The sequence below is a fragment of the uncultured Lutibacter sp. genome (genome assembly GCF_947493565.1).
GTDB classification, from domain to species: Bacteria; Bacteroidota; Bacteroidia; order Flavobacteriales; family Flavobacteriaceae; genus Lutibacter; species Lutibacter aestuarii.
In genome coordinates this window covers 235,958-257,109 of the sequence record NZ_CANLRG010000003.1, presented here as the reverse complement: position 1 = coordinate 257,109, position 21,152 = coordinate 235,958, and the positions used below count along the sequence as shown (strand labels likewise).

At 29.0% G+C, this 21,152-nt stretch carries 20 protein-coding genes; 11 read left to right on the top strand and 9 right to left on the bottom strand.

Annotation, left to right across the window (positions count from 1 at the left end; translation table 11 throughout):
* Positions 1 to 102 precede the first annotated feature (102 nt).
* The 7 genes from Q0714_RS04895 (at position 103) to rimO (ending at position 6,214) form a co-directional block, all read left to right on the top strand.
* A complete protein-coding gene (locus Q0714_RS04895; RefSeq protein WP_298263194.1) occupies positions 103 to 1,347 on the top strand; it encodes a competence/damage-inducible protein A in 1,245 nt (414 codons plus the stop codon).
* Positions 1,348 to 1,426: 79 nt separating this feature from the next.
* The gene (gene rpmB, locus Q0714_RS04890) at positions 1,427 to 1,666 is read left to right on the top strand and encodes a 50S ribosomal protein L28 (RefSeq protein ID WP_298263192.1); all 240 of its coding nucleotides are present in this window, start codon (positions 1,427 to 1,429) and stop codon (positions 1,664 to 1,666) included.
* A gap of 9 nt (positions 1,667 to 1,675) precedes the next feature.
* Positions 1,676 to 1,861 carry a 50S ribosomal protein L33 gene (rpmG, locus tag Q0714_RS04885; RefSeq protein WP_291799720.1) on the top strand — a complete coding sequence of 62 codons (186 nt, stop codon included), beginning with the start codon at positions 1,676 to 1,678 and terminating at the stop codon, positions 1,859 to 1,861.
* Positions 1,862 to 1,906: 45 nt separating this feature from the next.
* Positions 1,907 to 2,059 (top strand): DUF4295 domain-containing protein, encoded by a 153-nt coding sequence (locus Q0714_RS04880; protein WP_298263190.1) that lies wholly within the window; start codon positions 1,907 to 1,909, stop codon positions 2,057 to 2,059.
* 88 nt (positions 2,060 to 2,147) lie between these two features.
* Complete coding sequence (gene ftsY / locus Q0714_RS04875) at positions 2,148 to 3,101, top strand: signal recognition particle-docking protein FtsY (protein WP_298263189.1); 954 nt, start codon at positions 2,148 to 2,150, stop codon at positions 3,099 to 3,101.
* An 83-nt stretch (positions 3,102 to 3,184) separates the two neighbouring features.
* The gene (locus Q0714_RS04870; RefSeq protein ID WP_298263188.1) at positions 3,185 to 4,834 is read left to right on the top strand and encodes an amidase family protein; all 1,650 of its coding nucleotides are present in this window, start codon (positions 3,185 to 3,187) and stop codon (positions 4,832 to 4,834) included.
* Positions 4,835 to 4,900: 66 nt separating this feature from the next.
* The gene (rimO, locus tag Q0714_RS04865) at positions 4,901 to 6,214 is read left to right on the top strand and encodes a 30S ribosomal protein S12 methylthiotransferase RimO (RefSeq protein WP_298263187.1); all 1,314 of its coding nucleotides are present in this window, start codon (positions 4,901 to 4,903) and stop codon (positions 6,212 to 6,214) included.
* A gap of 72 nt (positions 6,215 to 6,286) precedes the next feature.
* On the opposite strand, the gene Q0714_RS04860 is transcribed toward rimO, so the two are convergent.
* Positions 6,287 to 8,755: a M14 metallopeptidase family protein gene (locus tag Q0714_RS04860; protein WP_298263186.1), complete on the bottom strand. Its 2,469-nt coding sequence runs from the start codon at positions 8,753 to 8,755 to the stop codon at positions 6,287 to 6,289.
* Positions 8,756 to 8,856: 101 nt separating this feature from the next.
* Here Q0714_RS04860 and Q0714_RS04855 point away from each other — a divergent pair, with 101 nt between their 5' ends.
* The 3 genes from Q0714_RS04855 (at position 8,857) to bshC (ending at position 11,985) form a co-directional block, all read left to right on the top strand.
* Complete coding sequence (locus tag Q0714_RS04855; RefSeq protein WP_298263185.1) at positions 8,857 to 9,555, top strand: diphthine--ammonia ligase; 699 nt, start codon at positions 8,857 to 8,859, stop codon at positions 9,553 to 9,555.
* An 85-nt stretch (positions 9,556 to 9,640) separates the two neighbouring features.
* Entirely contained in the window at positions 9,641 to 10,303 is a 663-nt protein-coding gene (locus tag Q0714_RS04850; protein ID WP_298263184.1) for a methyltransferase domain-containing protein, read from the top strand.
* A gap of 80 nt (positions 10,304 to 10,383) precedes the next feature.
* Positions 10,384 to 11,985, top strand: a complete 1,602-nt coding sequence (gene bshC / locus Q0714_RS04845) for a bacillithiol biosynthesis cysteine-adding enzyme BshC (RefSeq protein ID WP_298263183.1) — start codon at positions 10,384 to 10,386, stop codon at positions 11,983 to 11,985.
* Here the strand turns inward: bshC and Q0714_RS04840 are convergent, their stop codons facing one another.
* The 5 genes from Q0714_RS04840 to Q0714_RS04820 form a co-directional block, all read right to left on the bottom strand.
* Positions 11,986 to 12,405 carry a hypothetical protein gene (locus Q0714_RS04840; RefSeq protein ID WP_298263182.1) on the bottom strand — a complete coding sequence of 140 codons (420 nt, stop codon included), beginning with the start codon at positions 12,403 to 12,405 and terminating at the stop codon, positions 11,986 to 11,988.
* A gap of 17 nt (positions 12,406 to 12,422) precedes the next feature.
* Positions 12,423 to 12,851 carry a hypothetical protein gene (locus Q0714_RS04835; protein WP_298263181.1) on the bottom strand — a complete coding sequence of 143 codons (429 nt, stop codon included), beginning with the start codon at positions 12,849 to 12,851 and terminating at the stop codon, positions 12,423 to 12,425.
* Positions 12,852 to 12,965: 114 nt separating this feature from the next.
* Positions 12,966 to 14,354: a dihydrolipoyl dehydrogenase gene (gene lpdA, locus Q0714_RS04830; protein WP_298263180.1), complete on the bottom strand. Its 1,389-nt coding sequence runs from the start codon at positions 14,352 to 14,354 to the stop codon at positions 12,966 to 12,968.
* Between the two features lie 145 nt (positions 14,355 to 14,499).
* Positions 14,500 to 16,275: an arginine--tRNA ligase gene (gene argS / locus Q0714_RS04825; protein ID WP_298263179.1), complete on the bottom strand. Its 1,776-nt coding sequence runs from the start codon at positions 16,273 to 16,275 to the stop codon at positions 14,500 to 14,502.
* A gap of 53 nt (positions 16,276 to 16,328) precedes the next feature.
* A complete protein-coding gene (locus tag Q0714_RS04820) occupies positions 16,329 to 17,852 on the bottom strand; it encodes a serine hydrolase (RefSeq protein ID WP_298263178.1) in 1,524 nt (507 codons plus the stop codon).
* Positions 17,853 to 17,931: 79 nt separating this feature from the next.
* Between Q0714_RS04820 and Q0714_RS04815 the strand changes: the two genes are divergently transcribed.
* Positions 17,932 to 18,432, top strand: a complete 501-nt coding sequence (locus Q0714_RS04815) for a YkgJ family cysteine cluster protein (RefSeq protein WP_298263177.1) — start codon at positions 17,932 to 17,934, stop codon at positions 18,430 to 18,432.
* A 304-nt stretch (positions 18,433 to 18,736) separates the two neighbouring features.
* On the opposite strand, the gene Q0714_RS04810 is transcribed toward Q0714_RS04815, so the two are convergent.
* The 3 genes from Q0714_RS04810 to Q0714_RS04800 all read right to left on the bottom strand — a co-directional run bounded on the left by Q0714_RS04810 (position 18,737) and on the right by Q0714_RS04800 (position 21,150).
* Positions 18,737 to 18,922 carry a hypothetical protein gene (locus Q0714_RS04810; protein WP_298263176.1) on the bottom strand — a complete coding sequence of 62 codons (186 nt, stop codon included), beginning with the start codon at positions 18,920 to 18,922 and terminating at the stop codon, positions 18,737 to 18,739.
* A 48-nt stretch (positions 18,923 to 18,970) separates the two neighbouring features.
* Complete coding sequence (locus Q0714_RS04805; protein WP_298263175.1) at positions 18,971 to 19,477, bottom strand: CAP domain-containing protein; 507 nt, start codon at positions 19,475 to 19,477, stop codon at positions 18,971 to 18,973.
* Positions 19,478 to 19,938: 461 nt separating this feature from the next.
* Positions 19,939 to 21,150: a DUF1343 domain-containing protein gene (locus Q0714_RS04800; protein ID WP_298263174.1), complete on the bottom strand. Its 1,212-nt coding sequence runs from the start codon at positions 21,148 to 21,150 to the stop codon at positions 19,939 to 19,941.
* Between the last annotated feature and the right edge of the window lie 2 nt (positions 21,151 to 21,152).

The window sequence follows — 21,152 nt, the reverse complement described above, 5'->3', positions numbered from 1 at the left end:
TTGCTTTAAGAAACTCTTTATTTTTGCGGTTTAGAGAAGTTTTCTTTATTATTTGAAAATCAATTTAAACTTAATACTTTTACCAGATAACAATATCAAACAATGCAAGCAGAAATAATTACCATTGGCGATGAAATTTTAATTGGTCAAATTTTAGATTCAAATTCAAAATGGATTGCTGAGGAGTTGAATAAAATAGGGATATCAGTTTATCAAATAACTTCAATACAAGATGATAAACAACATATTTTAAAAGCATTGAATGAAGCACAAGCTCATGTTGATATTGTTTTAATAACCGGAGGACTTGGTCCAACTAAAGATGATATAACCAAAACAACTTTAACAGAGTACTTTAATGATACATTAGTATTAAATACAACTATAGTAGAGCAAATTAGGGCAATGTTTGCAAAATTAAATTACCCTTTTACTGAAGTAAATAAAAACCAAGCATTGGTTCCTTCAACCTGTATTCCTTTAAAAAATGAATTGGGTACTGCTCCAGGTTTGTGGTTTCATAATAAGGGGAAAATAGTGGTTTCTTTGCCAGGTGTGCCAAATGAAATGAAGGGGTTAATGACTAATTGTGTACTGCCTAAGCTAAAACAAACATATAACTTACCATATATAATTCATAAAACTATTATTACTTATGGTATGGGAGAAAGTATGGTAGCTGAACGGTTGGAGGCTTGGGAAAATAACTTACCTTCATTAATCAAATTAGCTTATTTACCTTCTTATGGAAAATTAAGATTAAGGTTAACCGCTAAAGGAAAAGAAAAAGAAATGCTTGAAAAAGCAGTATTTATTGAAACTGAAAAGTTGACTAAAATTATTTCTGATATTATAGTTGGTTATGAAGATACTGTCTCTATTGAAGCAGTTTTAGGTACATTGTTTTCAAGTAAAAAAATAACTTTATCTGTAGCAGAAAGTTGTACTGGAGGTGCTATTTCGCAAAAACTAACCTCTATAGCAGGTGCTTCAAAGTATTTTATGGGATCCATTGTGGCTTACAATCCAATTATAAAAATCAAAGAATTAAGTGTTCAAAAAGAATTGATTGATAAATATTCTGTAGTAAGTTCGCAAGTTGCAGAAGCTATGGCTGTTGGAATTCAAAAAAAATATAAAACAACCTATGCAATAGCAACTACTGGTAATGCTGGTCCTACAGTTGATATAACAGATAAAACAGTAGGAGTGGTGTTTATAGCTATTGCAACACCAACACAAGTTTTTTCTAAAGAATTTAACTTTGGAAAACCTAGAGAAAAAGTTATTGAAAGAGCCTCTAATAAGGCTTTAGAATTATTAAGAAAAGAAATTTTAAAAAACTAGTAAAATAAGTTTGTGTATTAATTTTTAAAATTTTAATTTTGCATCTCGTTTTGAGAATACATTAAAAAGGTACAGAAATATGTCAAGAGTTTGTGAACTTACTGGAAAAAAAGCAATGGTTGGGAACAATGTTTCTCATGCATTGAATAGAACTAAAAGAAAATTTGACGCTAATTTAATTAAGAAGCGCTTTTATATTCCTGAAGAAGATAAATGGGTTACTTTAAAAATAGCCGCTTCTACATTAAAGAATATTAATAAAAAAGGAATCTCTGCTGTCTTAAAAGAAGCAAGAGAAAATGGTTTTTATAAAAAATAATCTAAGAAAATGGCAAAGACTAAAGGAAATAGAATTCAAGTAATATTAGAATGTACTGAGCATAAAGCAACTGGTTTACCAGGTACTTCAAGATATATTACTACTAAGAATAAGAAGAATACACCAGATAGAATGGAAATTAAAAAATTCAACCCTATCTTGAAAAAAATGACAGTTCACAAAGAAATTAAATAATTAGAGGTTTTCAAATAAAGAAAACATCAAATAAAATATAGAACCATGGCAAAGAAAGCAGTAGCATCGTTACAGACAGGATCAAAAAGGTTAACAAAAGCCATTAAAATGGTTAAGTCTCCAAAAACTGGAGCATATACTTTTGTAGAATCTGTAATGGATCCAACAATGGTAAAAGACTTTTTGAGCAAAAAATAAAAAATTGTTCACAAAATTATACTTAAGCTACTTTCAAAAATTGAGGGTAGCTTTTTCTTTTTTATATTTACACGATTAATTTGTAGTAATGAGTTTATTTAAAAAAATATTTTCGAAAGAAAAAAAGGAAACTTTAGATAAGGGGTTAGAAAAAACAAAAACTTCTTTCTTTTCAAAACTAACAAAAGCTGTAGCTGGAAAAACTAAAGTAGATGATGATGTTCTTGATAATTTAGAAGAGGTGTTAGTATCTTCTGATGTAGGTGTAGAAACAACGTTAAAAGTTATTGATAGAATTGAAGCTCGAGTTGCTAAAAATAAATATTTGGGTACTGACGAGTTGAATAAAATTCTAAGAGAAGAAATCGCTGGTTTATTAGCAGAAACTAATGTTGGAAACGAAACGGATTTTACAGTTCCTGAAAATAAAAAACCTTATGTAATTATGGTAGTAGGTGTAAATGGTGTAGGTAAAACAACTACCATTGGAAAATTAGCCTCACAATTTACTAAGAAAGGGAAAAAAGTAGTGCTTGGTGCAGCTGATACTTTTAGAGCAGCTGCCATTGATCAATTACAGGTATGGGCTGATAGAGTTGGAGTTTCAATTGTTCGTCAAGAAATGGGAAGTGATCCAGCTTCTGTTGCTTTTGATACTTTAAAATCTGCTGTGGCACAAGATGCTGATGTAGTTATTATAGATACAGCTGGAAGGTTGCATAATAAAGTGAACTTGATGAATGAGTTAACTAAAATTAAACGTGTAATGCAAAAAGTTGTTGAAGATGCACCGCATGATGTTTTGTTGGTTTTAGATGGTTCAACTGGTCAAAATGCCTTTGAACAAGCCAAACAATTTACCAAAGCTACTGAAGTAACATCTTTAGCGGTCACCAAATTAGATGGTACCGCAAAAGGAGGTGTAGTTATTGGAATTTCTGATCAATTCCAAATTCCTGTAAAATATATTGGTGTAGGTGAAGGAATAGATGATTTACAAGTATTTAATAAAATTGAATTTGTCGATTCTTTTTTTAAATAATTAGCTTTAAACTTATAAAAAAACCTCTTAAAATTAATTTTAGGAGGTTTTTTATTTTATACCTTTAGTTAAAATTAATCAAAATGAAAAAACTATTTTTTTTACTAATAATGTTAATTGCAACGCTTTCTTGTAAAAAGAAAGAAAATCCGATTGTTTTTAATAAGTATGATGAATCATTTGAAATTAAAGAACAACAAAACCACGAAATTAATAGGATGCGTTTTAAACTAATTCAATCTAAATACTTAGATATGAATGAGGTTTTTAAACCTTTTGAAGAAGATTTAGCTTATTTTTCTGAGGAAGATTATGAAAATTTAAAACCCTATATCTTAGAAAAAAATATTCCTTCTCTACAAACATCTGTTAAAAATGGAATTTTATCTTATGAAAAAATAGCACTATTTTATTTGTATAGAATTCGAAAATTTGAAAGTGATAATAATCTAGCTTTGCATAGTATTATAACATTGAATCCAGATATTTTAAAGGAAGCAAGAGCTAAAGATAAAATCCATTCAACCAATAAAACAAATACACTTTATGGTTTGCCTATTTTATTGAAAGATAACATAAATACTATTGGAATGCCTACCACCGCTGGTGCATTTGTTTTAAATAATAATATTAAAACAGATGACGCATTTATAGTAAAAAAGCTAAAAGAACAAGGCGCATTAATTTTAGGGAAAGTTAATTTAAGTGAATGGGCATATTACTTTTGTAGTGGATGCCCTGTAGGTTATAGTGCTGTTGGTGGGCAAACATTAAACCCATACGGAAGAAAGGTTTTTGAAACTGGAGGTTCAAGCTCTGGAAGTGGAGTAGCGGTAGCAGCAAATTTTGCAGTGGCTGCAGTAGGTACAGAAACTTCAGGTTCAATTTTATCTCCATCAAGTCAAAATTCTGTGGTTGGATTAAAACCAACAATTGGTTTATTAAGTAGAACAGGTATAGTACCCATTTCGAGTACATTAGATACTCCAGGACCTATGACTAAAAGTGTGATTGACAATGCAATTTTTTTAACTGCTCTTTTAGGTGAAGATTCTAAAGATGTTGCAACCAAAGGAAATAGCCAACAAATTAATTATGTTGAAGCTCTAAAATTGGCAACCTTAAAAGGGAAAAGATTTGGGGTAATAAAAGAATTGTTAAACGATTCAATTTATAAAACAACCATTGATAAATTAAGAAATCATGGAGTAGAAATTATAGAATTTGACCCTCCACAAGTTAGTTTAAGAGGCTTTTTAACTTTATTAAATAACGATATGAAAAAAGATTTACCAATTTATTTAAAAAAGTATGCGGATACAAATCTTCAAGTTTCATCAATAAATGATGTTGTAAAATTTAATTTGAAGGATTCGATAAAAAGAGCACCTTATGGGCAACAACTTTTTGAGGGTATTCTAAAAGATACTACTTCAAATGAAACATTTAAAATTGTGAAAGATAATTTACGCCAAAGTGGTATTGAGTTTTTAAATACTCCTATAAAAAAATATCAGTTAGATGCTATTTTATCAATTAATAATTATCACGCTGGTTTTGCAGCAGTAGCAAAATATCCTTGCGTAACTGTTCCTATGGGATATAAAAATACTGGAGAACCCATTAGTTTAACTTTTATAGCCAAATCTTATCAAGAGCAAAAATTACTCCAATTAGGATATGCTTTTGAACAGTTAACTAAAATTAGAAGGCTTCCAGTTGATTATAAATAAAGAGTTTAGGTTATTTTATGGATTAAAGTTGAAAAGTAGTACTTTTGCAAACCTTAAATAACAAAGATGAGAACTAAATCAAAAAAAGAGAATAAAATTAATGTAGTTACTTTAGGTTGTTCTAAAAATGTTTATGATAGTGAAGTTTTAATGGGACAACTAAAAGCTAATGACAAAAATGTGGTTCATGAAGATGAAAATGATGATGGTAATATTGTGGTAATTAATACCTGTGGTTTTATTGGTGATGCAAAAGAAGAATCGGTAAATACAATTTTACATTACGTACATAAAAAAGAATTGGGTGAAGTTGATCGAGTATATGTTTCGGGTTGTTTAAGCGAACGTTATAAGCCAGATTTGCAAAAGGAAATTCCTAATGTTGATGAATATTTTGGGACTCATGATTTACCAAACTTATTAAAAGTATTAGACGCAGATTATAAACACGAATTAGTAGGTGAGCGTTTAACCACAACACCTACGCATTATGCTTATTTAAAAATTGCAGAAGGCTGCGATAGACCTTGTTCTTTTTGTGCAATTCCATTAATGCGTGGAAAGCATATTTCTACACCTATTGAAGATTTAGTTATTGAAGCAACAAAGCTTTCAAAAAAAGGAATTAAAGAACTCATTTTAATTGCACAAGATTTAACTTATTATGGTTTAGATATTTATAAAAAAAGAGCATTAGCAGATTTGTTAAAAGAATTGGTTAAAATTGATGGAATAGAGTGGATTCGTTTACATTATGCGTTTCCCACAGGTTTCCCATTAGATGTTTTAGATGTTATAAATGCTCAACCTAAAGTTTGTAATTATTTAGACATTCCTTTGCAACATATCAATGACGAAGTTTTAAAATCAATGCGAAGAGGTACTTCTCATGAAAAAACAACAAATTTAATTGCAGAATTCAGGAAATCTGTCCCAAATATGGCAATTAGAACTACTTTAATTGTAGGATATCCTGGAGAAACAGAAGAAGCCTTTCAAGAGTTAAAAAACTGGATTCAAGAAATGCGTTTTGAACGTTTGGGAGCTTTTGCGTATTCTCACGAAGAAAATACGCATGCTGCCACTTTAAAAGATAATGTTCCAGAAGAAGTGAAACAGCAGCGAGTTAATGAAATTATGGATATTCAAAGCCAAATTTCTTTTGAACTGAATCAGAAAAAAGTGAATAATACTTATAAAGTTTTAATTGACAGAAAAGATGGGAACTATTTTGTTGGAAGAACTGAATTTGATTCTCCAGATGTTGATAATGAAGTGTTAATAGATGCTACAAAGCATTATGTGCAAATTGGCAAGTTTGCTCAAATTAAAATTACTTCGGCTACTGAATTTGACTTGTATGGTGAGCCAGTAAGTTAATTTAAGAATAACAGTATAAAAAAAAGCGAATATTAGTTCGCTTTTTTTGTTTATAGGTATTTTTATTCTTTTTTAATTGAAGAAAACGGCATTCGCAAAAAATAGTTTGCCATTTTCCCAAAACGATCTAAATAAAGGATTGTCAACCATATAAATTAGCTGTCCCTTCCCTTTGTTTTCAACTCCAAAAAGTAAAGAATTTGAGATATTTTGTAAAGTATTTACTCCTGCAAACCCAGCAATGTTTTTTGAATCTTTTGGGAAATAACCAACATTATACCCATTTTCTAATAAATTATATGAAGTTGCACTTAATTTTAAACTATAATATTCATTAGTATAACCAAAAGCCAAAGGATGTGTGGCATCAATTGTACTTTTAAAAATACTCCCAGTAATACTGTTTTTCATATAATTTCTTTCACGTTGGTCAAATGGAGTTAAATCAATTTTTGGAGTGGATGAGCTATCTTCTTCTTTTTTAATTTTAATTGAATAGCCATCTTTATCTGCGAAATTATTAATGGCATTTGCAATGGCAATAACAGTTCCACCTTCAGAAGTAAATTTAGAAAGTGACTCAAGTTGTTTTTTACTGGCATTAAAACCACTTGGTAAAATTAAAACATTGTATTTAGTAGTACTGATTCTACTTAAATGATCTTTTTTTATAACATTTAAAGGATATTTTAATTGGGTTTCAAAGAAGTGCCAAATCTCACCAAAGTTTAAAGATGAAATGCCTTCACCAGCCAATACAGCTACTTTTTTTGATGAAATAAGTGGGTAGTTTGAGGAGCCAAAGTCGTAACCATTTTCTACAAAACCTGTAGAAACTGGAATAAATTCTTTAGTTATTCTATCGGCTATTTCTTCAATTTTTTCATTGAAATTTAGAATGTGTCTATTTTCACCTTTAAGGATAATAAAAGTTCCTTTTTTTAATGAATGATCTTCCACAGAAAAATCAGCTAAACTGTAACGAACATTAAAGCCTTCTTCTAATAAATCACCTAAAAGTTGCGCATCTGATACTTCATTCCATTTATGAAGATAGGCATAAACATTTTTTGAGCTTTGATTTTTTAAAGTTTTGTGAATTGATTTTGAAAAATTAGCAGTCAAATCAATTGAAGTTTCCGTTGCAAATCCTTGTAATCCGTAAGCAAAAGGTAAACTCCAAGCAGTAATATCATACGTAACAGAGTCAGTTAATTTAGAAGCTGGTTCAAATAATACTTTAACCATTTTTCCTTTAGGTTGATTGGTTGGAATTACTAAATCATTTTCTAATATTTTAAGTGTATTGGTAGTTTTTGTATGATAATTTAAGACTTTTACACTTTTTCCATTTCCTGCATAGTATTTAATTTCATGGGTATCTAAAAGTTCAGTCACTTTTTCAATTTTTTCAAGAGCACCTCTTAAAATATAATTTTTGTATTTTAAGTTAGAGTTATCGAAGAATTTTGAAAATTCAGTTAGCATTTGAGTCGTGTTTTTTGCAGCAACTTCAACTGTTGAAAGTCCTGTAGTTGTATGGTGGTCAATTCGGTCTCTTAAAGTAAGTTCTGTATTATTTTCAGTTGTAATACCTAAACCAGCTTTCCCATGTCCAGCTTGCTCATAAGTCATACCAATGGCACCCATATACGTAGGGTAGGTATCTCCATAACTTGGATAAAATAAATCAAAGGCTTCTTTTGTAAAATAACGCCAACCATTTTGGTCAAAATATTTTGCATGATTTTTGCCAATTTTAGTTTGAAAATCTCTTTGCCAATCTGTAATTATTTCGTGAAATGGTTCTGCAGCAGGAGCAAAGTAATAGGGACTGTTTATAAACTGTTCATGAAAATCTACATGAACTTGAGGCATCCACTTATTATAAATTTTTAAACGTTGTTGAGTTTCTACTTGTGTAGCCCAAGCCCAATCTCTATTTAAATCAAATAAATAGTGATTTGGTCTACCGCTTGGCCAAGGTTCGTTATGTTCAATAACATCAGGGTTTATGTTGTATGGATTGCTTTTCTTTTGGTTGTACCAATTTACATAACGATCTCGTCCATCAGGATTTAAACAAGGGTCAATAATTACAACTGTATGTTTAAGCCATTCTTGTTTTTCAGTAATTAGCTTGTAAAGAGTTAGCATAGCAGCTTCAGTACTTGAGGCTTCGTTTCCATGAACATTATAGCTTAACCAAACGATACCAATTTCGCTGGTAGAATTACCATTTATTAATCCTGTTTTTTTTAAATTATCTTTTCGAATAATTTCTAGGTTTTCTATGTTTTCTTTAGAAGAAATATAAGATATATATAAAGGCCTGTATTCATTAGTTTCTCCATATTTTTCTAATTGAACATTGTTCGATGTTTCACTCACATATTTAAAATAGTCTATTATTTTATGATGTCTTGTAAACCTTGAACCTAATTCATACCCTAAAAATTCTGAAGGAGATTTAATTGTTTGAGCATTACTAATAACATTAAAAAATAAGCTGATTACAAGTAAAATACGTAGTTTTTTCATTGAAAATTAAAATTTAAGTTTCAAATGTAATTAAATAAACTTAATTATTTAATGCTTTAAACTATTCAGATTGTATTATTTTTACTTCAAAATTAGAACCATTGAAAAAAGCATATTTTAATTGGAGTACGGGAAAGGATTCTGCTTTAGCACTTTATAAAATTTTACAAGATAAATCATATTCAACTGAATTATTAGTAACTACGGTAAGCAAGAAGCTTCAAAGAGTTTCTATGCACGGAGTTCGCGAAGAATTATTAGAATCTCAAGCTAAACAAATTGGTTTACCATTGTATAAAATTTATTTTCCTGAAGATGTTTCTATGGAAACGTACAATATAATAATGAAAGAGAATCTAGAAAAATTAATAATTCCAAATAAATATGAATATGCGGTTTTTGGAGATATATTTTTGGAAGATTTAAAAGCATTTAGAGAAAAAAAATTATCAGAACTTAATTTAAAAGCTGTTTTTCCTTTATGGAAAAGTAATACTAAAGAATTGCTGTTAGAATTTATATCACTAGGCTTTAAGGCAATTACTGTAAGTGTGAATGCAAACTTGCTAGACGAAAGTTTTGTTGGAAGAATTTTAGATGAAAATTTTATCAACAATTTACCACCTAATGTAGATGTTTGTGGTGAAAATGGAGAGTTTCATACCTTTGTTTTTGATGGTCCAATTTTTAAAACACCAATAAAGTTTGAAGTAGGTGAAAAGGTTTTAAAAACATATGAATCTTCTGATAATGATACTTGGGACAATAGTTTTTGGTATTGTGATTTAAAACCTATTTAAAATTAGTTAAAAAAGTGTTAGATGTTTTTATGTATTTCGACAAACAGTCTAAATTGTGTACTTTTATACTATTAAAAAATAGCCCATGAGCACTATTAAAAAAGAAAACGCTTCCTCTCATTACGATTTTGAAAAGCATTGGAATGCAGCATATCAAAAAACGCCTGTTAATAGCCTTGGTTGGTATGAAAAAAACCCAGCACCTTCTATAAATTTAATTGAAGAATGTAATTTACCTCATGATGCATTAATTTTTAATGCTGGAGCTGGAGCTACTACTTTAATTGAAGAGCTTTTAGATAAAGGATATACAAACATTGTTGTTAATGATATAGCTGTAGCTGCACTAACAGAACTTAAAAATTCTTTAACAAAACATAAAAACTCTAATGTTACATTTATTGTTGATGACCTAACGAAACCTACAGAATTATTAAAATTAAAAAATGTAGATCTATGGCATGATAGAGCAGTGTTGCATTTTTTTACTGAAGAAAAACAACAAAAAGCTTATTTCGATTTAATTAGAAAGGTAGTCAAACCTAATGGTTTTGTTGTTTTAGCTGAATTTAATTTGTATGGAGCAAAAAAATGTTCTGGTTTAGATGTGTTTAATTATAATGAAGAAATGTTGCAAGAAAGGTTAGGTGATGAATTTGTTCTTTTAAAAGGATTCAATTATACCTATACTCAACCATCAGGTAATTTGAGAGAATATGTTTATACCTTATTTAAAAGAAAGGCATAATTTCGTTTATAATTTAGATAATTAAAAAAAATGAAGTCAGAGATTAACTGTTGTCTAATAAAAACAATTCGAGTAACTGAATGAAAGTACATCATATTCCATTTAAAAAAACAGGTTATTTTTCAAAACTAATTAACGATTATCTTGATCAAAATTCTGAGTTAGATCAATTTTATGGTAATTTTCCAAATATTGAAGGGTTTTCAAATCAAATTGAACTTAAATATCAGTCAAAAATTGATTCACAGTTTAATAGAGTTCATTTAGTAAATTCATTAAAAAAGCAATATAGTTTAGTTGAATTTTCTGAAAACACAGCTAGTAATATTGAGTTATTAAAAGAAGAAAACACGTTTACAATAACTACCGGACATCAGTTAAATATTTTTACAGGACCATTATATTTTTTATACAAAATAGTTTCAACTATTAATTTAACAAGGCAGTTAAAAGAAGCATTTCCTTCCTACAATTTTGTGCCAGTTTATTGGATGGCAACCGAAGATCACGATTTCGAAGAAATTAATTATTTTAATTTTAAAGGCAAAAAAATTGAGTGGGAAAAAGACGTTAGCGGTGCAGTAGGCCGTTTAAATACAGAAGGTTTTCAAAAAGTTTTTAATGAATTTTCAAAGCATTTAGGCACGTCTATAAATGAGGAATTTATAAAAGAATTATTTCAAAAAGCGTATCTTAAACACACTAATTTAACAGCTGCTACGCGATACTTAGTAAACGAACTTTTTGGCAAATATGGTTTAGTAATTATAGATGGAGATGATAAACTACTAAAAAAACAGTTTAGTCCACTATTTAAAGATGAATTGTTACAAAAAACTTCCTATAAAAAGGTAACTCAGTCTAGTAAAAAATTAGAATCTATAGGGTATAATATTCAAGTCAACCCTAGAGAAATTAATCTTTTTTATTTAAAAGATGACATTCGTGAACGAATTATTTATCAAAACGATATATTTTATATCAATAATTCAACCATAACTTTTTCAAAAGAAGCCATATTAAAAGAGTTGGAAAAGCACCCAGAGCGTTTTAGCCCAAATGTAATTATGAGACCTTTATATCAGGAAACTATATTACCAAATATATGTTATATAGGTGGAGGTGGAGAGTTGGCTTATTGGTTACAGTTAAAAGCTTATTTTGAGCAAATGAATACTCCTTTTCCAATTTTGTTATTGAGAAACTCGGTATTGTTTTTAACCGAAAAACAAAACAAAAAGCTTCAAAAACTAAAGGTTTCTTTAGAAGAAATATTTTGTAAACAAGGAAAATTAGTTGATAAAAAAGTAAAAGAAATTTCAGAAATAGAAATAGATTTTTCCACTCAAAAAGCTTTTTTACAAGAACAATTTGATAGTTTAAAATTGATTGCAAAAAAAACAGATCAATCATTTATAGGAGCTGTTAATGCGCAAGAAAAAAAGCAATTAAATGGATTGGATGCACTTGAAAAACGTTTGTTAAAAGCACAAAAAAGAAAGCTAGAAGATGAAGTTTCTAGAATTAAAGTGCTTCAAGATGAATTATTTCCGAGCAAAAGTTTAGAAGAGCGTTCACGTAATTTTTCAGAAATGTATTTAAAATTAGGAAAAGAATTGATTCCTATTTTATTGAACTCATTAGAACCTTTACAATTAGAATTTACAGTTATTGAGTATTAATTAAATTGGCTTAAAACTGTAGATTTTATTTTTGAACGTATAAGAAATTTCTTCTACATTATCATTTTTAATTTTTTTGGCTTCATCCTCATCAAGTTCAAAATCAATTTCAGTAAAAAATACTTGAGTATTTTTAATCTTTTCAGATTCTATAGTAGTATTATCCGAATTTAAAACAATAATATTATTCTCAAATTTAAATGTTAGAGTACAGCCTGTTCGTTTAATTTTTGTAGAAATATCTCCAATTATAATCGTTTTTATAAATGGAAAACCGCCTAGTTCTTCAAAATCTAAATAGACATCATTATTTAAATTTTCAGCATATTTAGTACCTCCTTTAAAATCAATTTTAGGTAGAGGTTCAGAATTTTCGTTTGTTTTTTTTGATTTTAATAAATTCGAAAGTGAAAAAACCATATAAAAATGTTAAGCTGTTAGTTGTTATGATATAATGTATTATGTTCCAAGGCTTCACCACAAACCTTACAATTACTTGCTGATGCTGCTCCACCAACGCAACCATTTTTACATGTATAATGAAATACTCCTGCTGCGTTTTGAGAAGGTGAAGGAGTAGTTTTGTTAGGAGCACTTGTAGTTTGGTTTGGATTTAGGGCGTTACTCGGTACATTTAGTGGGCCGCTTTTTAAAAATTCATCCTTATGGTAGGCAGCATTATGTACATATGGTGTATTACAAGTAGCACATATACCAGCCATATTTGATCCACTATTTTCACACTTATTTTTACAAATATAGTGTAATTCTGTTTTTGTAGTTGTTGTTTTTACTTTCGCTTTTTCCTCTTTGCAAGCTATTAATAATGAGAAAAAAATAATAAGTATAACGTTGATATTTTTCATAAAAACTGATTTTTTTCAAATATACTATAAAATTATAGTTTGTGGAATTCTTAGTAAAAAAACAAAAAGCCTAAGCAAAATAAGCATAGGCTTTTTTATATGTGTTTTTAAGCTTTATAAATGAATTACTTCATCATAAGCGTCAGCTACAGCTTCCATAACAGCTTCACTCATAGTTGGGTGTGGGTGGATTGCTTTTAATACTTCATGACCAGTTGTTTCTAGTTTTCTACCTAAGACAGCTTCAGCTATCATATCAGTAACTCCAGCTCCAATCATATGGCATCCCAACCATTCTCCATATTTAGCATCAAAAATAACTTTTACAAAACCTTCAGGTGTTCCAGCAGCTTTTGCTTTACCAGAAGCTGAAAATGGAAATTTACCAACTTTTAATTCGTAACCTTGTTCTTTTGCTTGAGCTTCGGTTAAACCAACACTTGCAATTTCTGGTGTAGCATAAGTACAACTAGGTACATTACCATAATCAATTTTTTCAGTGTGTAAGCCAGCAATTTTTTCAACACAAGTAATTCCTTCAGCTGAAGCTACGTGAGCTAAAGCTTGTCCTGGAACTACATCTCCAATGGCATAATATCCAGGAATATTAGTTTGGTAAAAATCATTAACTAAAATTTTATCACGGTCAACAACAATTCCAACATCTTCTAAACCAATGTTTTCAATGTTAGATTTAATTCCTACTGCAGAAAGTAAAATATCAGCTTCTAAAATTTCTTCTCCTTTTTTAGTTTTTACTACTGCTTTTACACCATCTCCAGAAGTATCCACAGATTCTACAGAAGAATTCGTCATAACTTTAATGCCTGATTTTTTGAAAGAACGTTCAAATTGTTTTGATACATCTACATCTTCTAAAGGTACTAAGTTTGGTAAAAATTCTACAATAGTAACTTCTGTTCCCATTGAATTGTAAAAATGAGCAAATTCAACACCAATGGCTCCAGAACCAACTACTATCATTTTTTTAGGTTGTGTTGGTAAGGTCATTGCTTGGCGGTATCCAATTACTTTTTTACCGTCTTGTGGTAAATTTGGCAACTCTCTAGAGCGTGCTCCAGTAGCAATAATAATATGATCTGCGCTGTATTCTGCTACATTTCCATCGGTGTCTGTTACATCAACTTTTTTGCCAGTTTTTAGTTTTCCAAATCCATTTATAACGTCAATTTTATTTTTTTTCATTAAAAATTGAACTCCTTTACTCATTCCATCAGCCACATTTCTACTGCGTTTAATTACTGCTTCAAAATCTTTATCAATAGCTTCAGCTTTTAAGCCATATTCATCAACATGTTTCAAATAGTCGTAAACTTGAGCACTTTTTAATAAGGCCTTAGTAGGAATACATCCCCAGTTTAAGCATATTCCACCTAAATTTTCTTTTTCAACAACTCCAACTTTAAATCCAAGTTGTGAAGCTCTAATGGCTGTAACATATCCTCCTGGGCCACTTCCAATTATAAGTACGTCGTATTTCATGTGTTTCTGTTTTATTTTTATTTATGAATGCTGATTTTTCACAGCAAATTTAATGCTTTTTTCTTTTTTTAAAGTTTCTTATTGTATCAATTCACTAAAAGGCTTTCTTAAATTGATTAATTTTAAAATAGTTACTTTGATTATTTTACATTCTTTCAGGAACGTTGATTCCTAAAAGTTTAAATGCAGTTTTTATAATTTCTGCGACTTTAGCGGATAATTGAGTTCTGAATATTTTTTCATTTTTATTTTCACATCCCAAAATTGGCACAGTTTGGTAAAATGAATTGTATTCTTTTACTAAATCATAAGTATAATTTGCAATAATTGCTGGGCTATGATTTTGTGCAGCATTTTGAATGATTTCAGGAAATAATTGAATTTGTTTAATCAATTCTCGTTCCTTTACGTGTAAACCAACTTCATGTTCACTCATTTCAATGCTAAAATCAAAAGTAGCTTTTCTAAGGATAGATTGAATACGGGCATAGGTATACTGAATAAAAGGACCTGTGTTTCCGGCAAAATCTACGGATTCTTCTGGATCAAATAAAATACGTTTTTTTGGATCTACTTTTAAAATAAAGTATTTTAATGCTCCTAATCCAATGGTTTTGTATAAGCTTTCCTTTTCTTCTTTAGAGTAGCCTTCTAATTTTCCTAATTCTTGAGAAATAGTTTTAGCAGTATTGGTCATTTCTTCCATTAAGTCATCCGCATCTACAACGGTACCTTCTCTAGATTTCATTTTACCACTTGGTAAATCTACCATACCATAAGATAAGTGATATAATTGTTTAGCCCAATCAAAACCTAATTTGTCTAAAATTAAAAACAAGACTTTAAAGTGATAATCTTGTTCGTTTCCTACGGTATAAACTAATTCGCTTAAATCAAAATCTTTAAAACGTTCAATGGCTGTTCCTATATCTTGAGTCATATAAACGGCTGTTCCATCAGCACGTAATACAATTTTTTCATCTAAGCCTTCATCGGTTAAATCAATCCAAACACTACCATCTTCTTTTTTATAAAAAACACCTTTTTCTAAACCTTCGAGTACAATATCTTTTCCTAATAAATAGGTATTGCTTTCGTAATAATTTTTATCAAAATCTACACCTAGCTCTTTGTAAGTTTGGTCAAAACCTTCATATACCCATTGGTTCATGGTTTTCCATAATTTAACTACTTCTTTATCCCCAGCTTCCCATTTTAGTAGCATTTGTTGAGCTTCTATTAAAATTGGAGCTTCTTTTTTAGCTTCTTCTTCGGTTTTTCCTTGAGAGATAAGTTGTTGAATTTCTTCTTTATAAGCTTTATCAAAAGCAACGTAATAGTTTCCTACTAATTTATCTCCCTTTAAACCAGTGCTTGTAGGGGTTTCACCATTACCAAATCGTTGCCAGGCGAGCATACTTTTACAAATATGTATACCGCGATCATTAATTATTTGAGTTTTATATACTTTTTTACCTGAAGCCTTTATAATTTCAGCCACAGAATACCCTAATAAATTATTTCTAATATGTCCTAAATGAAGTGGTTTGTTAGTGTTTGGTGATGAATACTCAACCATTACCGCTTTTTCATTTTTTTTAGGTGTTACTAAGCCATAGTTTGGAGTTTTAAAAATAGAATTAAAATTTTTGATAAAAAATGCATCTGAAATGACTAGGTTTAAAAACCCTTTTACTACATTAAAATCAGTTATTTCTTGTACGTTTTCTTTTAAATATTCTCCTATTTTGGTTCCAATTTCAACAGGATTTCCTTTTACGTAGCGTAAAAATGCAAATACTACTATGGTAATATCACCTTCAAAATCTTTTCGAGTAGCTTGAAATTCGATTGATGGTATTTCTACCTTATAAATTTCTTTAAATGCTTTTTTTACTGCTAGTTCTAAACTGTTTTGCATATTTTTTTGCTAAATTATTTCGAGGTGCAAAAGTACTAAATTTCGTATAAAATTTACTGTTTTATAAACTCAAATTCTGTAAAATCAAAATCAGGGTTAGGTACATCTATATGTAGCTTAGAAATTTCCCCATTTTTGTTTATATCAAACCATAATTTGCCTTCTGGTAATGAAGCTAAATGTTTTGGAAATCTAAAGGTAAAAATGTGATGATTCCAATGAGTTAAGTTCGCATGGAAAATAGGAGTGTTGTCCATTTTAAAATACAAGCTCTTATTTTTAATACTAACCGTTACATTACCATATATTTTATCTGTATAGATACCAGTATAATTTTGCAGTTCTAAATGATTTTTTTGCAATTTTCCTCTTAGAACTTCATTTTTTTCATACTTTAATGTTGTTAAGCTATCTTGATGTTTTTTATACCCTAAATAATTAGCACTCCAATCTAAGCCGCTAGTATTGTTAGTAACTAGAACATCTAATATTTTATTGGTTAATGCACTAGGTACCCAGTTAATGCTATTGGTTAATATAACAACTCCTACATTTTTCTCAGGAATAAAGAAGGATTTTGAAATCATTCCGTCATAACCTCCGCCGTGTGAAATTACTTTTATTCCTTGGTAGTCTTGTACGTTCCAACCTAGGGCGTAGGATTTGAAGTGTATATTTTCAGTATTTTTTCCAACTTCAAAATTAATATGTGGTGTTGTTAGTTTTCTAAAACTATTTTCTGAAATAATTTGGAAGCTGTTTTCTTTTCCTTCAGTTAGGTTATATTGTAGCCATTTAGAAAAATCATCAACAGAAGAAATTAAGGCTCCAGCGGGAGCAATATTATCCCAATTAATCCAATTTAACTCATGATTTATTCCATTTTCAAGATAATAAGGGGTTGCTATATTTTTGTAATTTTTAAGTTGAGTTGTTGATGTTAGAGTACGGTTCATTTGTAAAGGATCTAAAAAATGTTGTTGGATATACTTTTGCCAAGATTTTCCAGATACTTTTTCAATAATTTTACCTGCTGTTAAATAAGCAATATTGGAATAGCCAAAGGTGGTTCTAAATTCGTATTCAGGAGTTAAATATTGTTGTGCCTCAATAATATATTCTGCACTATGTGTTGTTCCATACCATAATAAATCACCACTAAAAGTCTTTAATCCACTTCTATGGCATAGCAAATCTGTAATTGTAAAATGATTAGTAACATAATCATTATACATTTTAAAATAGGGAAGGTAATCAACAACTTTATCATTCCAATTTAGTTTTCCCTCTTCTACTAATTTAGCAATGGCTGAAGCTGTAAAAGCTTTAGTGTTGGAAGCAACTGCAAAGAGTGTACTACCATTAACTTTTGTTTTTTTATCAATTGAAGCATAACCATACCCTTTACTAAAAATAATAGAATCTGAATTTACAATAGCTATAGCCATTCCTGGTAGTTGCCATTCGGTAAGTGTTTTTTCAAAATAGTTATCTAAATGTTGGAGTTGCTCTGTAGTTTGCGAATAAAATGTAAGGCAAACAAAATAAATAAGGGTTGTTAGTTTGGTTAATTTCATATTTAATTTAATTAGGTGTTACTAAATTAATAATAATTACAGAGCTACTCTAAAGAAATAACATTTATATATTTGCATTATGGAAGATTTTTTAAAACAATTACCAGATTTAGCAAAAGAAAAACTCCCAGAGAGTAGAAAATATTTTCAAAAGTTAAAAAAACGTACTCCTAAAAATTTAGATTTAATAATGCAAGATTTGCATAGAGATGAATTTGAAAAAACAGACTGTTTAGCTTGTGGTAACTGTTGTAAAACAACGAGTCCAATATTTACAGATAAAGATATTCAACGTATTTCAAAATTTTTAAAATTTAAAGTTGCGGATTTTATTTCAAACTACTTAAAAAGAGATGAAGATGATTTTTATGTGTTAAAAACAGCGCCTTGTACTTTTTTAGATTTAAATGATAATATGTGTACTATTTATGATGTTAGACCTAAGGCTTGTAGAGAGTATCCACATACTGATCGACGTAAGTTTATTCAAATTACTGACCTAACTCTAAAAAATACAGAAATTTGTCCAGCAACTTTTAATATAATTGAAGCTTTAAAAAAGAAATTACCTGTAAAATAGATTTTTTAGTATTAAAGTTATACACTATGTAAAACGATTAAGGGAGATTTTATTATTTATAACCCCTTACAAATAATAATAATCTCCCTAATACTCCCTAAAAATATAGTATGTAACAAGATAGTTTAAAAAAAAACTATCCTGCTACAAATTTTTTAATGAAAATGATATGGAATTTTATTTTAATCAATTTTTTTAACTACCGTTGTGGGAACAACAATTTAATACTACTGTGTGGGGACAGCCTATCAATTTTTTAACTACCGTTGTGGGAACAACATTTTTTATATTATAAACTAACTACTTATAGTAGTGCGCAATTATTTGTGACAATTTTTTTTCCAGATTTATTAATATAACTAAATCCTGGAACTAATGTGTTGATGTAAATTTTTTTAATATTAGGCTTTAATGCTCTTTTTTTAGATTTGGTTTTAACTAGTTTTAAATGTGGTTCAGTATTGTTATTCTTTAGGGTATTTGATTTCATAATATTTGGTTTTAGGGGTTAATAGTGTAGAGGGGTTAAACTTGAAATTTACTTTTTAATAAAGATTTGAGTGAAATAATTTTTGTTGTCATTATCTGAATCTGTAGAAATTCCAAAGTGTGTATAATTAGGATTTTCTATTACATTTCTATGGGCTTGACTATTGAGCCAACCATTAAATACACCTTGAGCGGTATTGAAGCCATAAGCAACATTTTCTCCAACCGAAATTGCATGAGCTTGTTTTTTTAAATATTCAGATCTTTGTGAAAAATTATCATGGTTTATTCCACCAACTTCAATCATATAATTTGTATGACCATCGGCAACACCTGAAATAATGTTTAAAGTACTAAGAGTTGATAAACCTAAACTAGTTCTATGATTATTAACTAACTTCAATATTTCATTTTCAATAGATGAATAAGTAATATTGTTTTCGTTTACAACTTCTGCATTGTCATTAAAATATACACCATCTTCTTCTTTAGAACAAGATAATAATAACGTGCTTATAAAAAATAAGGATACAAGGGTTGAGATGAAAGACTTCATTTTTGAGGGGTTTTGGGGTTAAACTTTTTTGGGGGTAATTAATGTTTTTTTAAATGATTTTTTTCAGAGTTAATTTATTTATTTTTTTGTTTTGGGTATTTTTTAGGGGTATTATTAATTGTTAAATTCTTGATAAAGGTAAAAATATTTTTTTTATAAACAAATAAAAAATAAAAAAAATTACCATTTGTTTGTAAAAACATACCGTTTATTAGCTTTTAAAGCCTTTTTACTGTTATTTACAATGTGTTTTAAATATATTTTTACACCATTTATTAATAAAAGCATGTATTTTATTTAGTAAAACAAACTAAATAAAATGCTTAATATGTTCTCAATATGTCACTTTTTCAATTAAACGTGATTATGCTTATATTAATTTTTTAGTTTTTTTAAACTAAAAAAAGCCCAACAATTTGTGAAGGACTTTTAGTTAAATTTAATTTTTTTAGTAAAAATTACTAATTATAAATTAAATATTTACTTCTAACTTTTTTAAATGTTTCAATTGCAGGTTGCCAAGATTTATGAATAGCTTCAGCAGTATACCCTTTTCTTATTTGTTGTTCTAATTTTGTTGTTCCAGCATGTACTGTAAATGTTGGTCCAAAAAATGCTTCAGATTTTGGTGTTTTATTATAGGCATCAATAATATAGTTGATATTTACAAAATTTAAGTGTTTTGTTTTGGTCAAATTAACCCCAAAACAAATTTTACCTTGATGTTTTGGAGATTTAGAACCAAAGTTAGGTTGTGGAATATAGCTAAAATCACTTTTTTGAAAAAAAGGAGCTCCATATTGTTGAAATTGTTGTTCAGTTCCTCTACCTGCGTTAATTGTAGTGCCTTCAAAAAAGCCTAAGCTAGGGTATAAATTAATGGATTTATCATTTGGTAAGTTTGGAGAAGGACGAATAGCTAAATGATATAGGCTTTGATGTGTATAATTTTTTAGAGGGATCACTATAAGCTCACAAGTAACACCATTTTTTAACCATTTTTCTCCATTAATCATTTTAGAATATTCACCAATGGTCATTCCATATACTAAAGGTACAGGATGCATGCCTACAAAACTTTTATGTGAAGGATCTAAAGTTGGACCATCAATATAATGTCCATTAGGATTTGGTCTATCTAAAACCATCACTGGAATTCCATTTTCAGCACAAGCTTCCATAACATAATGAAGTGTAGAAATAAAAGTATAAAAGCGAACCCCTACATCTTGTATATCAAACACAACCATATCAATACCTTTTAATTGTTCATTTGTAGGTTTTCTATTTTTTCCATACAATGAAACTATAGGTATACCAGTTTTTGTATCTACACCATCGGCAATTTTTTCACTGGCATCTGCTTTACCTCTAAATCCATGTTCTGGAGAAAATACCTTTTTAACATCAACTTTCATTTTTAATAAACTATCTACTAAATGTGTGTATGTTGAATTGTTTTTAAAAATTACCGATGTTTGGTTTGCTACTATAGCAATATTTTTATTTTTTAATAAAGGCACATATAAATTAGTTTGTTGTGCTCCTGTAAGTATTTCTCCATCTAAAACAATTTGGTTGTTTAAATTTTTTACTTGTCCACAAGAAATGAAACTGTAAAAAAGTATTGAAAACAATAAGAAATACGTATTTTTGAACGGTTTAGAAATCATAT

Excerpts from the sequence above, each read along its gene's own strand:
- Q0714_RS04895 (WP_298263194.1), top strand. The coding sequence starts at position 103 with ATGCAAGCAGAAATAATTACCATTGGCGATGAAATTTTAATTGGTCAA.
- rpmB (WP_298263192.1), top strand. The coding sequence starts at position 1,427 with ATGTCAAGAGTTTGTGAACTTACTGGAAAAAAAGCAATGGTTGGGAAC.
- rpmG (WP_291799720.1), top strand. The coding sequence starts at position 1,676 with ATGGCAAAGACTAAAGGAAATAGAATTCAAGTAATATTAGAATGTACT.
- Q0714_RS04880 (WP_298263190.1), top strand. The coding sequence starts at position 1,907 with ATGGCAAAGAAAGCAGTAGCATCGTTACAGACAGGATCAAAAAGGTTA.
- ftsY (WP_298263189.1), top strand. The coding sequence starts at position 2,148 with ATGAGTTTATTTAAAAAAATATTTTCGAAAGAAAAAAAGGAAACTTTA.
- Q0714_RS04870 (WP_298263188.1), top strand. The coding sequence starts at position 3,185 with ATGAAAAAACTATTTTTTTTACTAATAATGTTAATTGCAACGCTTTCT.
- rimO (WP_298263187.1), top strand. The coding sequence starts at position 4,901 with ATGAGAACTAAATCAAAAAAAGAGAATAAAATTAATGTAGTTACTTTA.
- Q0714_RS04860 (WP_298263186.1), bottom strand. The coding sequence starts at position 8,755 with ATGAAAAAACTACGTATTTTACTTGTAATCAGCTTATTTTTTAATGTT.
- Q0714_RS04850 (WP_298263184.1), top strand. The coding sequence starts at position 9,641 with ATGAGCACTATTAAAAAAGAAAACGCTTCCTCTCATTACGATTTTGAA.
- bshC (WP_298263183.1), top strand. The coding sequence starts at position 10,384 with ATGAAAGTACATCATATTCCATTTAAAAAAACAGGTTATTTTTCAAAA.
- Q0714_RS04840 (WP_298263182.1), bottom strand. The coding sequence starts at position 12,405 with ATGGTTTTTTCACTTTCGAATTTATTAAAATCAAAAAAAACAAACGAA.
- Q0714_RS04835 (WP_298263181.1), bottom strand. The coding sequence starts at position 12,851 with ATGAAAAATATCAACGTTATACTTATTATTTTTTTCTCATTATTAATA.
- lpdA (WP_298263180.1), bottom strand. The coding sequence starts at position 14,354 with ATGAAATACGACGTACTTATAATTGGAAGTGGCCCAGGAGGATATGTT.
- argS (WP_298263179.1), bottom strand. The coding sequence starts at position 16,275 with ATGCAAAACAGTTTAGAACTAGCAGTAAAAAAAGCATTTAAAGAAATT.
- Q0714_RS04820 (WP_298263178.1), bottom strand. The coding sequence starts at position 17,852 with ATGAAATTAACCAAACTAACAACCCTTATTTATTTTGTTTGCCTTACA.
- Q0714_RS04815 (WP_298263177.1), top strand. The coding sequence starts at position 17,932 with ATGGAAGATTTTTTAAAACAATTACCAGATTTAGCAAAAGAAAAACTC.
- Q0714_RS04810 (WP_298263176.1), bottom strand. The coding sequence starts at position 18,922 with ATGAAATCAAATACCCTAAAGAATAACAATACTGAACCACATTTAAAA.
- Q0714_RS04805 (WP_298263175.1), bottom strand. The coding sequence starts at position 19,477 with ATGAAGTCTTTCATCTCAACCCTTGTATCCTTATTTTTTATAAGCACG.
- Q0714_RS04800 (WP_298263174.1), bottom strand. The coding sequence starts at position 21,150 with ATGATTTCTAAACCGTTCAAAAATACGTATTTCTTATTGTTTTCAATA.